The 14,136-nt window shown below is 64.7% G+C and carries 16 protein-coding genes; 10 read left to right on the forward strand and 6 right to left on the reverse strand.

Features of this window, described 5'->3' with window-relative positions; genetic code table 11:
* Positions 1 to 276 precede the first annotated feature (276 nt).
* Together RPF88_RS02570 and RPF88_RS02575 are read left to right on the forward strand one after the other, a co-directional pair.
* Entirely contained in the window at positions 277 to 897 is a 621-nt protein-coding gene (locus RPF88_RS02570; RefSeq protein ID WP_337121648.1) for a TetR/AcrR family transcriptional regulator, read from the forward strand.
* Between the two features lie 56 nt (positions 898 to 953).
* Positions 954 to 1,952 carry a bestrophin family protein gene (locus RPF88_RS02575; protein ID WP_063168584.1) on the forward strand — a complete coding sequence of 333 codons (999 nt, stop codon included), beginning with the start codon at positions 954 to 956 and terminating at the stop codon, positions 1,950 to 1,952.
* Between the two features lie 62 nt (positions 1,953 to 2,014).
* Here the strand turns inward: RPF88_RS02575 and RPF88_RS02580 are convergent, their stop codons facing one another.
* From RPF88_RS02580 to RPF88_RS02590, 3 genes are all read right to left on the reverse strand, one after another.
* Positions 2,015 to 3,019, reverse strand: a complete 1,005-nt coding sequence (locus RPF88_RS02580) for a zinc-dependent alcohol dehydrogenase family protein (protein ID WP_063172591.1) — start codon at positions 3,017 to 3,019, stop codon at positions 2,015 to 2,017.
* Between the two features lie 40 nt (positions 3,020 to 3,059).
* Positions 3,060 to 3,320 (reverse strand): hypothetical protein, encoded by a 261-nt coding sequence (locus RPF88_RS02585; RefSeq protein WP_013530709.1) that lies wholly within the window; start codon positions 3,318 to 3,320, stop codon positions 3,060 to 3,062.
* A gap of 83 nt (positions 3,321 to 3,403) precedes the next feature.
* The gene (locus RPF88_RS02590; RefSeq protein ID WP_013530710.1) at positions 3,404 to 4,156 is read right to left on the reverse strand and encodes a DUF899 domain-containing protein; all 753 of its coding nucleotides are present in this window, start codon (positions 4,154 to 4,156) and stop codon (positions 3,404 to 3,406) included.
* 300 nt (positions 4,157 to 4,456) lie between these two features.
* Between RPF88_RS02590 and RPF88_RS02595 the strand changes: the two genes are divergently transcribed.
* The 3 genes from RPF88_RS02595 to RPF88_RS02605 all read left to right on the forward strand — a co-directional run bounded on the left by RPF88_RS02595 (position 4,457) and on the right by RPF88_RS02605 (position 7,335).
* A complete protein-coding gene (locus RPF88_RS02595; RefSeq protein ID WP_337121649.1) occupies positions 4,457 to 5,677 on the forward strand; it encodes a helix-turn-helix domain-containing protein in 1,221 nt (406 codons plus the stop codon).
* A gap of 33 nt (positions 5,678 to 5,710) precedes the next feature.
* On the forward strand, positions 5,711 to 6,343 hold the full coding sequence (locus RPF88_RS02600) for a Vgb family protein (protein ID WP_337121650.1): 633 nt from the start codon (positions 5,711 to 5,713) through the stop codon (positions 6,341 to 6,343).
* A 143-nt stretch (positions 6,344 to 6,486) separates the two neighbouring features.
* The gene (locus RPF88_RS02605) at positions 6,487 to 7,335 is read left to right on the forward strand and encodes an aldo/keto reductase (RefSeq protein ID WP_013530713.1); all 849 of its coding nucleotides are present in this window, start codon (positions 6,487 to 6,489) and stop codon (positions 7,333 to 7,335) included.
* A 96-nt stretch (positions 7,336 to 7,431) separates the two neighbouring features.
* Here the strand turns inward: RPF88_RS02605 and RPF88_RS02610 are convergent, their stop codons facing one another.
* Complete coding sequence (locus tag RPF88_RS02610) at positions 7,432 to 7,737, reverse strand: hypothetical protein (protein WP_013530714.1); 306 nt, start codon at positions 7,735 to 7,737, stop codon at positions 7,432 to 7,434.
* Between the two features lie 208 nt (positions 7,738 to 7,945).
* Between RPF88_RS02610 and RPF88_RS02615 the strand changes: the two genes are divergently transcribed.
* Positions 7,946 to 9,448, forward strand: a complete 1,503-nt coding sequence (locus RPF88_RS02615; protein WP_013530715.1) for an ATP-binding protein — start codon at positions 7,946 to 7,948, stop codon at positions 9,446 to 9,448.
* Positions 9,449 to 9,580: 132 nt separating this feature from the next.
* Here RPF88_RS02615 and RPF88_RS02620 read toward each other — a convergent pair whose 3' ends face one another.
* On the reverse strand, positions 9,581 to 10,363 hold the full coding sequence (locus RPF88_RS02620) for an SDR family oxidoreductase (RefSeq protein ID WP_224621184.1): 783 nt from the start codon (positions 10,361 to 10,363) through the stop codon (positions 9,581 to 9,583).
* 169 nt (positions 10,364 to 10,532) lie between these two features.
* Positions 10,533 to 10,811 carry an usg protein gene (locus RPF88_RS02625; protein ID WP_084015824.1) on the reverse strand — a complete coding sequence of 93 codons (279 nt, stop codon included), beginning with the start codon at positions 10,809 to 10,811 and terminating at the stop codon, positions 10,533 to 10,535.
* 332 nt (positions 10,812 to 11,143) lie between these two features.
* Between RPF88_RS02625 and groES the strand changes: the two genes are divergently transcribed.
* From groES to RPF88_RS02645, 4 genes are all read left to right on the forward strand, one after another.
* Positions 11,144 to 11,458 (forward strand): co-chaperone GroES, encoded by a 315-nt coding sequence (groES, locus tag RPF88_RS02630; RefSeq protein WP_013530718.1) that lies wholly within the window; start codon positions 11,144 to 11,146, stop codon positions 11,456 to 11,458.
* A gap of 55 nt (positions 11,459 to 11,513) precedes the next feature.
* Entirely contained in the window at positions 11,514 to 13,145 is a 1,632-nt protein-coding gene (gene groL / locus RPF88_RS02635) for a chaperonin GroEL (protein WP_013530719.1), read from the forward strand.
* Between the two features lie 70 nt (positions 13,146 to 13,215).
* The gene (locus tag RPF88_RS02640) at positions 13,216 to 13,443 is read left to right on the forward strand and encodes a hypothetical protein (RefSeq protein WP_337121651.1); all 228 of its coding nucleotides are present in this window, start codon (positions 13,216 to 13,218) and stop codon (positions 13,441 to 13,443) included.
* 98 nt (positions 13,444 to 13,541) lie between these two features.
* Positions 13,542 to 13,835, forward strand: coding sequence for a DUF982 domain-containing protein (locus RPF88_RS02645; RefSeq protein ID WP_337121652.1), 294 nt, complete (start codon positions 13,542 to 13,544; stop codon positions 13,833 to 13,835).
* The last annotated feature ends 301 nt before the right edge of the window (positions 13,836 to 14,136 follow it).

Raw genomic sequence — 14,136 nt, forward strand, 5'->3', positions numbered from 1 at the left:
TCCAGTTGCTTGACGCGGATGGGATTGAACTGGTGCCTTGCCGCAGAAGGGCAAGGTAACCGTTGGGTCAGGTCTTGACGGCGAAAGCGGAGATGGCGGATCTCCTGCGAGGCAGGCGGGCAGGGGAGATGTCGGCTTGCGTGTTCGAAAGACGTGACATACCGGTTCCCCTGATTATATGATAAAGGTGCTCCACTAAAACGGAGGCGCCTCCGTTTATTACGTGGTGGCTGACCCTGCCGGATTCAAGCCCCCTGACGCGATGTGGAGAAAAAATTGGCCAGCGAGCCGTCCGCCATTGCTGAACAGAAGGCCGAGGCCGTAGACGCAAAGCCGCTGCGCGCCGATGCGCGGCGCAACCGCGACCGGCTGGTCGAGGTGGCGGTGTCAGTCTTTGCCGAGCGCGGCATCGATGGCTCGCTGGAGGAGATCGCGCGCCGCGCCGGCGTCGGCATCGGCACGCTCTACCGGCATTTCCCGACGCGCGAGCATCTGGTCGAGGTGGTCTATCGTCGTGAGGTGGAGGCGCTGTGCGCGGCCGCCGGCGAGCTTGCCCAAAAACATCCGTCCGATGTCGCGCTGGAACAGTGGATGCAGCGCTTCGTCGACTACATCGCCACCAAGCGCGGCCTGGCGACCAGCCTGCGCATTGTGCTCACCACCAATTCGACGCTGTTTTCCGACACGTTCGGCCGGGTGTCGCAAGCCTTGCGACGCCTGGTCGAGGCGGCGGTGGCCGACGGCACCATTCGCGGCGACGTCGACGCTTCCGACGTGCTGCACGCGCTGGGCGGCATCTATTCAGCGCCCGACACCCCCGAATGGCGCGACCGCTCGCGCCGGCTGGTCAAGCTGTTGATGGACGGGTTGCGGTTCGGGGCTGCAAAGGCAAAATGAGGCGACCAGATTCCGGCCGTGCAAAACCAGACCTATCGATGAGTTGAGGGGATACGATGTATGTAGGCCGTTCCTACAAACTGATCGATTTCGCGCTGTGGTCGCGGCGCAGCGTCATCTACATGGTGGTGGTGAGCGGTCTGGCTGTGGCGGCCTACCGTCTTCCAGGCATCGCCGGGTTTTCGGTGCCATGGTCGGTGGTGCTGGTGCTTGGCACCACCGTGTCACTCGTCGCCGGGTTCAAGAATTCGCAGGTGTTCACCCGCAGCAGCGACGCGCTGCAGGCTTTTACGCAAATTACGGCCAGCAGCCGTTTGTGGTCCAATTTCTGCAGGGATTTCCTCGACGCGCCGACGGCCAGACAGCTCATCTATCGCCACATCGCCTGGATGACGGCATTGCGCTTTTCTCTGCGCCGGCCGATGCCATGGGAGTCCATGGCGCGGGCCGCCAATATCGAATACCGGCGGCGCTACCGTATCCATGAGGATGCGAGCTCGGTCGGCGACGAATTGCGTCCGCTGCTCGCCGAACAGGCCGAGGACGTCCTGAAATCGCCCCAGCCGGCGATAGCCCTGCTCGAACTGCAATCTGTCCAGGTCAATGCGCTGTTCAAGGACACAAAGCTCCCTCCTCAGATCTATGGCGAACTGACCAAGCTGATCCGCGACTTCCATGACCAGCAGGCGCGCTGCGATCGCATCAAGAACAATCCCTATCCCCGGCAATACGCCATCGTCAGTTCGATGTTCGTCATGATCTTCTGCACACTGTTGCCGTTCGGGGTCGTTCCCGTCTTTGCCGATATGGGCAAACTGGGTGGCGCGCTCGGGTCGATAGCGATCTGGCTGACGATCCCGTTCAGCACGCTGCTCGGCTGGGCCTACATGTCTCTCGACCAGGTCGGCGAAAGCAGCGCCAACCCGTTCGAGGGCAATGCCAACGACGTTCCGATCTCGCAGATTTGCCGCGACATCGAGATCGAGTTGCGCAGCGGGCTCGGCGAGAGCGACCTTCCCAAGCCCCTGCTGCCGGTCAACGACATCGCGACCTAGGCAGGATCACGACGAGGCGCGGCCCCGGCGGTCCCCTTCATCGTGCTGCTGGCGGAGGACGCTCAAACGTCAAGGCAGACCTTGCCGAAATGCTTTCGGGATTCGTAATGCGCGAAGGCGGTGGCGATGTCCTGCAGCGGAAAGTGGCGGTCTATGACGGGCTTCAGCCTGTTGGACTCTATCGCGCGGATCATATCCTCCTGGTCGGCCCGGCTGCCGATGGAAATGCCGCTGATGCGGATCTGGTTGGAAAACAGGGCTGGGATAGACACTTCCGCCGCAAAGCCGGTCAGGACGCCGACCAGCGCGATGTGACCGCCCGTGCGGCAGGCGACAATCGACTGCGCCAGCGTGGCGGGTCCGCCGACCTCGATCACGTGATCGACGCCGCGCCCGCCCGTCAGATCCTTGGCCTTGCGGCCCCAGTCCGGGACGGACTTGTAGTTGATGACGGCGTCGGCTCCGAGGCGCTTGAGCCTTTCCAGCTTCTGCTCGTCGGATGAGGTGGCGATGACCCGGGCGCCGGCGGCCTTGGCGAATTGCAGCGCGAACAGCGATACACTGCCCGAACCGAGGACCAGCACTGCGTCGCCCGGCTTCACCTTGCCGCACACAACCAGGCCGCGCCAGGCAGTAACGCCCGTGCAGGTGAGCGACGCCGCCTCGACATGCGTATAGCCTGCCGGTGCCCTGGTGAAAGCGTGCGCCGGCATGCAGACATACTCGCTGGCGAAGCCGTCGAAACTGTCTCCCGGAATATCGCGCCGGGTGCAGGGCGTCATGTCACCGCCCAGCCACCAGGGATAGAAGACGCTGACGACGCTGTCTCCGGGCCTGAGTGCATCGACACCGTCGCCGAGGGCAATCACTTCGCCGGCGCCGTCGGAGAGCGGAACGCGGCCGTCGGCGAGAGGCATCTTGCCTTGCACGGCAAAGTCGTCGCGCATGTTCAACGCGCAGGCCCGGATCCTGACCAGCACCTCGCCCGGCCCTGGCTGGGGCGGATCTTCCTCGACCAGGTCGAGATTGCCCAAGCCGCCCGGCGCTCTCAGCCTGACCAGTCTCATTGTCTTCTCCGATGTGTGGGGTGTCTAGAATTGGAAGGGCCTAGCGGGCCTGCCGGCCGGAGATCACCCGCAGCCAGGGCGCCAGATGAAAGGCGCTCATCAGCAGATACATCGCAGCCATGCCCGTGAGGGGCGAGGCGTCGGTGCCCATGCACTGCATGGCCGCATCGCCGCTGAAGATGCAGGTGAGCAGCGCCATCACGGCGAAGGTCGGTGCCGCGGCAAGGCAAACCCAGTCGGCCAGCCCGAGGGTGGTGGCTTCTGGGATCGTGCCGCCGGCACCTGTGTGGATATCGCTCATCGCCTTGATCCTTGATGATCATGCCAGTCACGACAGGTTCCTCTCTCCAGGGAGTGGGGAGAGGAACCCAGACTGGACAACCGTTACTGCTCGCCCTTGTCCCTGAACGCGGCCTCGCCGGCAGCAGACACTTCTTCCCATTTCTTGTCGGCCCCGGCGTCGTAATTGTCGTGCCAGTTCCACCAGGAGTAGAGTGGAGTCTGCGGATAGCCTTCGGGCGAATCCTCCCAGATTTCCTGGCGGCCGAGCGGCGTCGCGTCGAGATAGCTCCAGACGGTGCCCATCGCTTCGTCGCCGCGGCTGTTAATCAAGTAGGTGCGGAAGATGCGATCGCCGTCACGGATGAAGACGTTGTGGCCGTGCCATTCGTCGACACCGAAGTCCTTGTCGAAACTGTCAGTGATTGTGTACCAGGGCATCTGCCAGCCCATCCGCTGCTTCAGCCGCGCAATGTCGGCCTGCGGGGCACGCGAAGCGTAGGCAAGCGTGGTGTTGCGGGCGTTGAGATGGGCGAGGTGGCCGACCTGGTCGGCGCCCAGCGAACAGCCGCGGCAGGCGTGATCGGGCCAGCCATGCACGCCGGGCTCGAAGAAGGCGCGATAGACGATCAGCTGGCGGCGGCCTTCGAACAGATCGAGCAGGCTCGCTCTGCCGTTCGGCCCCTCGAACACGTAGGCCTTGTCGACTTCCATCCACGGCATGCGCCGGCGCTCGGCGGCCAATGCGTCCTTGGCGCGCAGTGTTGCCTTTTCCTTCACCAGCATCTGTTCGCGGGCGGCTTCCCAGTCCTGCCTCGAAACGATGGGCGGGGTCTTCATTGCGATGTGCTTGGTCATTGGTCGTCTCCTTTGCCAGTCTGTTGTCGCTTGCTGTCAGCCAGAATAGGGCGGTGAAGCGGGAGGGTGGGAGTTACAAGTGTGACGGGATTTGCAGGAGCCGGCCCGTCGCAGCAGGGGTGGCGCATCCTCACGGTGCCTTCGGCCGGGTGGAGAGGAGTGTCGGTTGGCATTGTCGGTTCTCCCTTGGCGTGCCGTGCGTTGCCGATAGTTGCCGATGCGGCTTGCCGGTTGACGGTACGGATTTAAGTTAGGGCGGCGACGCACAAGGGTGGGAGTTACAAGTGTGACGGGATTTGAATGGATTCGCTGATCACCGCGGCTGCGCTGGCACTGGCCGGAGGCGACCCGCTCGGCGCGCTGGATCGCGTCGCCTTGCGTGAAGACCCGCCGGCGCTGGCGCTGCGCGGCATTGCCATGGCGCAGCTCGGCGATCTCGATCGCGCCAAGGCGCTGCTGCGGCGTGCCGCGCGCGGCTTCGGCCCGAAAGAGGCGGTAGCGCGTGCCAGATGCGTCGTTGCCGAGGCCGAGATCGCGCTGGTCTCGCGGGATCTCGGCTGGCCGGCCAAGGCTTTGGATGCGGCGCGGGCGACGCTGGAAAAGCATGGCGACCGGCTGAACGCAGCGCATGCCGGCCACCTCAAGGTGCGGCGCCTGCTATTGATCGGCCGTCTCGACGAGGCCGAAGACGTGCTGGCGGGGCTCGACCCGGCACCGCTTCCGCCGGCCTCGCGCGCCGCCCACGAACTGGCCGTCGCCGGCATCGCGATGCGGCGCCTCAAGACGAAGCCGGCGCGCAGGGCGTTGGAGTGGGCACGCCACGCCGCCCGCCAGGCCGGCATTGCGGGGCTCATCGCTGAAGTCGACCGCGCATTCCTGGCGCTGGACACGCCGGCGGCGCGGCTGGTCGCGGCTGGCGAGCAGCGCCCGTTGCTGCTTGAGGACGTCGAGGCGTTGCAGGCGTCGCCGGCGCTGCTGGTCGATAATTTCCGATATGTCGTGCGCCAACAGGAGAAAACGGTCTCGCTGGCCACGCGCCCGGTTCTGTTCGCGCTGGCCCGTACGCTCGCCGAAGCGTGGCCAGGCGATGTGTCCAGGGCGACGCTGATCGCGCAAGCCTTCGGCGGCAGGCACGCCGATGAATCGCATCGGGCGCGGCTGCGGGTCGAGATCGGCCGGCTGCGCACCGAATTGCGGAGCCTGGCCGACATCGGCGCCACCAGCCAGGGCTTCGCGCTGGCGCCGCGCCAGGCACGCGAGGTGCTGGTGCTGGCGCGGCCGATCGAGGAGCGGCACGCGGCGGTGCTGGCTTTTCTTGCCGACGGTGAATCCTGGGCGAGTTCGGCGTTGGCGCTGGCGCTTGGCACCGGGCAGCGCAGCGTGCAGCGGGCGTTGGAGCAGCTTGGCGAGGCCGGCAAGGTGCAGTTTTTCGGTCACGGCCGGGCGCGCCGCTGGATGACGCCTCCACTGGTGGGATTCACGACCACCTTGTTACTCCCGGCCCCGCTGCCGAACGGTTAGGAAGTGACATCGGATCTCAGTGAGGACAAGGACATGAAACAGTCAACGGCCGAAATCCTGCGCGAATACGGGCCCTTTGCCGATGTGGAGAGGGTGCATGGGGTGAGCTTTGACGGCAACAATGTCTGGTTTGCCTCGGGCGAGAAGTTGAACGCCTTCGATCCGGAGAGTGGGCAGAACCTGCGCTCGATCGATGTCGCGGCGCATGCCGGCACCGCCTGGGACGGCCAGCATTTCTTCCAGCTTGCCAACGACCTGATACACAAGATCGACCCTGATACCGGCCAGGTGCTGGCGACCATTCCGGCGCCCGGTGGTGGCGGCGATTCCGGGCTGACCTGGGCCGAAGGAACGCTCTGGGTGGGACAATACCGCGAACGCAAGATCCACCAGGTCGACCCGGAAACCGGTGCGATCCTGTGCACCATCGAATCCAACCGCTTCGTCACCGGGGTGACATGGGTCGAGGGCGAGCTGTGGCACGCCACCTGGGAAGGCGACCAGAGCGACCTGCGCCGCGTCGACCCGAAATCAGGCAAGGTTCTGGAGAAGCTCGACATGCCGGCCGGGATGGGTGTGTCGGGGCTGGAATCCGATGGCGGCGACCGCCTTTATTGCGGCAGCACATCCGCCGGGGTGGTGCGGGCGGTGCGCCGGCCGCGGTGAGGATGCGGCCGACGCCGAAGTCACACTTGCAGGCGCACTTCACACGGCAATTTGTCCGCTGTCGGCTGGCCGTTGCCCCTTGTCGGACCTAGATAGGCTGTGCGCCGGGCGGACGCCCGGCCCAGCTTTGCAAAGGATCCCTCATGCCTGAACAGCCCACCATGCCCGAACAGATTGCATTGAACGACGGCTCCGCCATTCCCCAACTCGGCCTCGGTGTGTGGCAGGTCGACCAGGACATCACCGCCGACGTGGTGGGTTGGGGCATCGAGGCCGGCTATCGCCTGATCGACACCGCCGAAGGCTATCAGAACGAGGAAGGGGTCGGAGAGGCGATCCGCAGTGCCGGCGTGCCGCGGGCTGAGCTGTTCATCACCTCGAAACTGCGCAACGGCGCGCATCAGCGCGATGCCGCGCTGCGGGCCTTCGACGAGACGATGGAGAAGCTCGGCGTCGAACAGATCGACCTGTTCCTGATCCACTGGCCTGTGCCCAGCCAGGACAAATATGTCGAGGCCTGGAAGACGCTGGTCGAACTCAGGCAGGCCGGCCGCATCAAATCGATCGGCGTTTCGAACTTCAACCAGGACCATCTGGAGCGGATCATCGGCGAGACCGGCGTGACGCCCGTCGTCAACCAGATCGAGCTGCATCCCCAGTTCCAGCAGCGCGGTGTCAGGGACTTTCATGCCAAGCACGACATCCGTATCGAAAGCTGGAGCCCTCTGGGCAGCGGCCGGCTGCTCGGCGATCCGACCATTGCAGGCATCGCCAAAAAACATGGCAAGTCCGTCGCACAGGCGATCATCCGCTGGCATCTCCAGGAGGGGCTGATCGTCATTCCAAAGTCGATCCGCAGGGATCGCATCGCCGCCAATTTCGATGTCTTCGATTTCGAACTGGATGCGCAGGACCTGCAGACGATCCGCGGCATGGATTCGCCCGAGGGCCGCAACGGACCCAACCCCGCCACAGCCGCGTTCCTGTTCTGAGAGGCAAGTTTTAACGAGCTGGCAACGAAACTGCCAATCTCCCCCACGAGGGGGGAGATTGGCAGCTTTGCGGCTTTCGCCAATTTCTTGCGCCCCTCAAATCCCGGACCCATCCAACTGCTGGGCGTCTTCGCCTTCCCAGGGCGCCGGCATCGACGCGCGGCTGAGGTTGGCGGTGGGCAGCGGCATCCAGCATTTCAGTTCCGGGTCGGCGTATTCGATGACGCGCCCGGGCGAAGAGTCCGACGCGCGCCAGCCTTCCGAGGCGAACTGGTCGGCACGCGACCAATAGGCAAGGTCGACTTCCGCCGGTCCCTGCTCGGACGGACGCACAGTGACCAGGATGCGGCTGCCATCCTTCGGCGCCGTCGACATGTGGCGCCACCGTTCGGGCTCGTCCATCGCATTCCTCCTCGCACTCGTAGCGTTGGGAGGAGTGTCGCCTCGTGGTCCGAAGGGGTCAACCCAAAGTTTGCGCCAGGCATCGGCTGATGACCCCTCCAGACGGTGCCTGCACAGTTGTGCGCAACACGCCGCGGGCGGTCATGCACGCTCGACGGGCCGTGACCCAGTTGATAAGCCCGTCTGCGAAAGGAGCGCCTGAGTCGAGATGACCGTTGCGATCGAGATGGGACAGACGACCGCAGGCGCCCCGGCGAAGCTGGATCTCGAGGAACTGCTCGCGACGCGCCTTTTGGTGCAGGGCAATTCGGGCTCCGGCAAGTCGCATCTGCTGCGGCGCCTGCTGGAGCAGAGCGCGCCCTGGGTGCAGCAGACCATCATCGATCCCGAGGGCGACTTCGTTTCGCTGGGCGACCGTTACGGCCATCTGGTGATCGATGCCGAGCAGCATACCGAGCGCGGCCTGCAGGCGGCAGGCGAGCGGGCGCGCATGCATCGCGTCTCCACCGTGCTCAATCTCGAAGGGCTCGACGCCGAGAACCAGATGCGGCGTGCCGCCGCCTTCCTCGGCGGGCTGTTCGAGGTCGCCCGTGACCACTGGTACCCGATGCTGGTGGTGGTGGACGAGGCGCAGCTGTTCGCGCCGGCGGTGGCCGGCGAGGTTTCCGACGAGGCGCGAAAGCTCTCGCTCGGCGCGATGACCAATTTGATGTGCCGTGGCCGAAAGCGCGGGCTGGCCGGCATCATCGCCACCCAGCGGCTGGCAAAGCTCGCCAAGAACGTCGCCGCCGAGGCGTCCAACTTCCTCATGGGCCGCACCTTCCTCGATATCGACATGGCGCGTGCCGCCGACCTTCTGGGCATGGAGCGGCGCCAGGCGGAGGCGTTTCGCGACCTGGAACGCGGGCAGTTCATGGCGCTCGGCCCGGCGCTGTCGCGCCGTCCGCTGGGCCTGCGCATCGGCCCGACGGATACGAGCCCGCGCAACGGAACGCCGCGGCTGATGGCGATGCCGGAAGCAGCACTCGAGGATGCACGCGCGATCATCCTGGCGGCGCCGCCGCCCGAAACGGTGCGCACGCCGCGCCGCCCGGCGTCGCCGGACCTGCTCGACCAGTTGATGGCGGCGAAGTCGGCGGCCTTGGAAATCCGCCCCGAACCGGCGGAGCCGCAAGTCAGCGCCGAGGATCTGGCCGAGCGCCGCGAGCGCGTGGACCGTGTGCTGCGCGCCATCCTGGCGCAGCCCGACGCCGGTTTTCGCGTGATCGGCGTGCTCTATCAGGAGTTCGTGGTCCGCTGCCGCATCGAAGGCCTGGCCTCGGTCGTGCCCGACCTGCCGGAGTTCCGCCGCATGCTGACGCGCGCCCGGGCCGGCCTTGGGTCAGAGACGACGCAGGACGACGCATGGCGGGACGTTTCCGTCCGCGCGTCGCTGCTGCCCGACGACATGCAGGGCGTGTTCATGATGATTGCCCGCGCGGCGAAGGAGGGCTGGCCTTGCCCGAGCGACGCCGCGATCGCCCGCGCCTACGGCTCGCACTCGCTGCGCCGCGCCCGGCGCCTCTTGACCTATATCGAGGAGCAGGGCCTCATCGTCTGCCAACTCGACGGGACAGGCCGGCGCACCGTGACACTGGTCGAATTGGCCTGGGCCACCGCACCGGGAGATCCGAATGCCGAGGAGGTGGAGCAGGGAAGCCTGGCGCTGTGAGGCGGCGCGGGTGCTTTGAGCGAATGATGCGATAGGCTTTTCAGTCACCGTCATCGCGACAAATTTCTGATGGCAACCGTGAAATCGCCGACGGCGAGATGCGTCATGCAGGCGCTTGCGTTTCGATGGCGCTCACCGGTTCGCCCCAATCACCCACTGTTCCTGATCGACGAGCGTGCCGGTCATCGGCCCGGCAGCATCCGAAAGCAGGAAGACGGCGAGGTTGGCGATATCGCTGGTCGAGAACAGGCGGCCGAAGGGTTGCGAGGCGTTGGCGGCATCGAGCCAGCCCGGCCCGTTGCCCAGCGTGTCGGCTTGCATAACGCGTTCGGCCGGCGTGTCGGTCCAGCCGACATTGATGCCGTTGACGCGGATGCGATCGAAGCGATGGGCGTTGGCGGCGTTTTTGGTCAGCGTGGCCAGCGCGCCCTTGCTTGCGGAATAGACGGCGAGCTCCGGCGAGCCGCAATGGGCGTTGATCGACAGGATGTTGACGATGGCGCCGCGCTCTCCGCGCTTCTTCATGTCGGCGATGGCCGCCTGCATGAGGAAGAACGGCGCCCGCGCGTTGACCGCGAACAGCGAGGCCCAGCCGTCGAGATCGGCATCGAGGAACGAGGCCCGGTCGGTCAGTCCTGCGGCGTTGACCAGCGCATCGATGCGGCCGAAGCGCTCGATGCAGGCTTGCGCCAAAAGGGCAGGGGCTGCCGGGTCGGCGAGGTCGGCGGCGACGAAAACCGTCGGCGTGCCGAGCAGCGAAAGCTCTTCCGCAACGGCATCGCCGCGCGTCTTCTCGCGCCCGGTGACGAGCAGGCCGCCGGCGCCGCAGCGCGCCAGCGTCTCGGCGATGGCGCGGCCAATGCCTTGCGTCGAGCCGGTGACCAGCGCCACCTTGCCGTTGAGTTGGAGCTCCATTCCTCTTCCCCGCCTCGCATCTGATTTCAGGCTAGCGCGGCGCGATCGTTTTACAATACGGAAATTGGAAATCTTGGAGTGGAGGTTGTTGGCTATCGCGCTGCGTGGGGCCGGCGGGAGCCTGCCCCAATGTCGTGACCCCTACGTAGCGGAGGCCGTCGCAAAGACGCTAGTGGACCGTGATGATGCCCTCGACGGCCCGCCATTCCGAAGGCTGGATGAGCCGGTGATGAGCAACGCGAACCGAGTGGAGCGGACCATCGAGTTCGCGCTCCCAATATTGGAGAAAACCCTTGAGTTCGGGAAAGGCCGGAGCGAGATCATAGTCCTGCCAGACATAGAGCTGAAGCAGGCTTGGATGATCGGGCAGGTAATAGTGGATTTCGGCCGTCGTCAGGCCATAACCTTCCATTTGCAGGCGGAATTCGTTGCTGACCGTATCGGCCATGTCTTTCTCCTTCTCCGCTGAGGCATCGAGCCGGCGGCATTTGTGTCGAACCCGCCCAATGCCGGGCCGGGGCGATCGGTTCTGTCCCTCTTCAAACAACGCCGCGAGAAGCTCGCGGGTTCCGAAAATAGCCACGCCATAACAGTGTCTTGGCGCTCTTTCTTGTCGAATATAAAAATTTTTGCGCTGGTCTCTTGAAACCGAAAAAGGGCAAAACTAGCTCGATATGCGCCGCGATGCCTGACGAAGGGTCGCGGCGTTCCGCACCGGTCCGATATTGCCGGTTCGGTGCGGAGGAACCTCAAAACCTGTTTGTCCACGAGGAGAACGACATGGCGTTCCGTCCATTGCATGACCGTATTCTGGTCCGCCGCCTTGAAGCCGAGGAGAAGACCTCCGGCGGCATCATCATCCCCGATACCGCAAAGGAAAAACCGCAGGAAGGCGAAGTGCTCGCCGTCGGTCCCGGCGCGCGCGACGACAGCGGCAAGCTTGTCGAACTCGATGTCAAGGTCGGCGACCGCATCCTGTTCGGCAAATGGTCCGGCACCGAGATCAAACTCGACGGCGAGGACCTGCTCATCATGAAGGAGAGCGACGTGATGGGGATCATCGATGAGATCGCCGAAGTGAAGAAGGCCGCCTGACGGCTTCTTGTATCCAACCAGTCAACGAATGCTGCCTAGATAAAGGAGTGATCCAATGGCTGCCAAAGAAGTGAAATTCCATACCGAAGCGCGCGAGAAGATGCTGCGCGGCGTCGACATCCTTGCCAATGCGGTGAAGGTGACGCTCGGTCCCAAGGGGCGCAATGTGGTCATCGACAAGTCGTTCGGCGCGCCGCGCATCACCAAGGACGGCGTCACCGTCGCCAAGGAGATCGAACTGGAGGACAAGTTCGAGAACATGGGCGCCCAGATGGTGCGTGAGGTGGCCTCCAAGACCAACGACCTTGCCGGCGACGGCACGACGACCGCAACGGTGCTTGCACAGGCGATCGTCAGGGAAGGGGCCAAGGCGGTTGCCTCGGGTATGAATCCGATGGATCTGAAGCGCGGCATCGACAAGGCGGTCGATGCGGTGGTCGCCGAACTGAAGACCAATGCCCGCAAGGTCACTCGAAACGACGAGATCGCGCAGGTCGGGACCATCTCCGCCAATGGCGATGCCGAAATCGGCCGCTTCCTCGCTGAGGCGATGGAGAAGGTCGGCAATGAAGGCGTCATCACGGTGGAGGAGGCCAAGACCGCCGAGACCGAACTCGAAGTCGTGGAAGGCATGCAGTTCGATCGCGGCTACCTCTCGCCCTATTTCATCACCAACCAGGACAAGATGCGCGTCGAACTCGACGAGCCCTATGTGCTGATCCACGAGAAGAAGCTCTCCAATCTGCAAGCGATGCTGCCCGTGCTCGAAGCCGTGGTGCAGTCTGGCAAGCCGCTCTTGATCATCGCCGAGGATGTGGAGGGCGAGGCGCTTGCCACGCTGGTCGTCAACAAGCTGCGCGGCGGCCTCAAGGTCGCGGCCGTCAAGGCGCCGGGCTTCGGCGACCGCCGCAAAGCCATGCTGGAGGACATCGCCATTCTCACCGGCGGCACCGCGATCTCGGAAGATCTCGGCATCAAACTGGAAAATGTAACGCTGCAGATGCTGGGCCGCGCCAAGAAGGTGGTGATCGAGAAGGAAAACACCACCATCGTCGATGGTGTCGGCCGCAAGGAAGAGATCCAGGGCCGTGTCGCACAGATCAAGGCGCAGATCGAGGAGACCACCTCCGACTATGACCGCGAGAAGCTGCAGGAGCGGCTGGCCAAGCTCGCAGGCGGCGTTGCGGTGATCCGGGTCGGCGGCTCGACCGAGGTCGAGGTCAAGGAGCGCAAGGACCGTGTCGACGACGCACTGCATGCAACCCGCGCGGCCGTCGAGGAGGGCGTGCTGCCCGGCGGCGGCGTCGCCTTGCTGCGGGCGGCCAAGGCGCTCGATACCGTGCAGACCGACAATTCGGACCAGAGGACAGGTGTCGACATCGTGCGCCGTGCCATCGAAACGCCGGTCCGGCAGATCGCCGAGAATGCCGGCGCCGAAGGCTCGATCATTGTCGGCAAGCTGCGCGAGAAAAGCGAATTCGGCTGGGGCTGGAACGCCCAGACCAATGAATTCGGCGATCTTTTCGGCCAGGGCGTTATCGACCCGGCCAAGGTGGTGCGCACCGCCCTCCAGGACGCGGCATCGGTCGCCGGCCTGCTGGTGACCACGGAGGCCATGGTGGCCGAGAAGCCGAAGAAGGAAGCCGCCGCCCCGGCAATGCCCGCCGGCGCCGGCATGGACTTCTGAAGTCGCGGCCCAATCCGCCCGCTCCCCTGGCGGGGAGCGGGCGTCAGTCGAAGAGAGAGTGGAGGTAAAGATGGATGCAATGGCTGGCCTCGGATCCGTACCGGCTCCTACGCATCAAGCGAAGGAATTCCTGGCCTATGAAACAGAATGCAGGAACGTGCTGAAGCCGCTGCTGGCAGAGCTGCTCGACATGGCTGAAGCCGCCGGCTGGAACCGGCGAACCGCGGCGTCGGCACTGATGTTCCTCGCAGCGCAGCAAGTGTCGGCAACATCCGAGGTATCCGCCGGCAGCGGCTGAACGGAAATCGGCCAGTCCCTTCACCTATCCGCGGCGGGCCGTGCTTCCCGGTGTTCGGCCCGCTGCAGGCCCTGAAAAATCGAGAGGAGGCACAAGCCATGAATCGCGGGCAATTCGAGGAACCGGTCACACTTCTGGTCGGAATGGGCTTTCCGAGGAAGATCGACAGCGTGATGGAAGCCTATGCACTGCTGCAGGACTGGCCGAGCGCCGGCCGCAACGGCGCCCATGCCGTCGCACTCAACGCTTGCAAGGCGGGCATCGTCGGCGAAATCGATCCGGAGACGGTGCGGGCCACGCTGGTCAGCTTCGCGCGCCGCCACGACATACTGGTGCCTGACATGGTTACGCCGCTCGCGACGGTGGCGGGTGGTGCGCTGCGCACCAGCTGAACTACGATGACGGCGCTGCAACAGCGCCTGAACACGCTGTTCTTGCGATAGGCCAGGCGCCCACCGGACACGTTGGAATTCCGTTTCGGGCGGTAGTGTTCTCGTTGGTCAGTCGAGCGAACGCGTCAGCAAGACTGACCTGTTCTGCCCGAATAGCGCCTCTGAGCGCGCCCTTCCGGTTAAAAAAGTATCATCCGTTGTCTTGAATCGTGGTGGCGCCTGTTGTCACGAGCCGGTACCGTGGCTCTTGAAATGCAGAGCCGAAACCAATTCGGCCGGTTTAGGGAATTGGGCCGAACGC

This window comes from Mesorhizobium sp. ISC11, from assembly GCF_037162595.1.
GTDB lineage: Bacteria > Pseudomonadota > Alphaproteobacteria > Rhizobiales > Rhizobiaceae > Mesorhizobium > Mesorhizobium ciceri.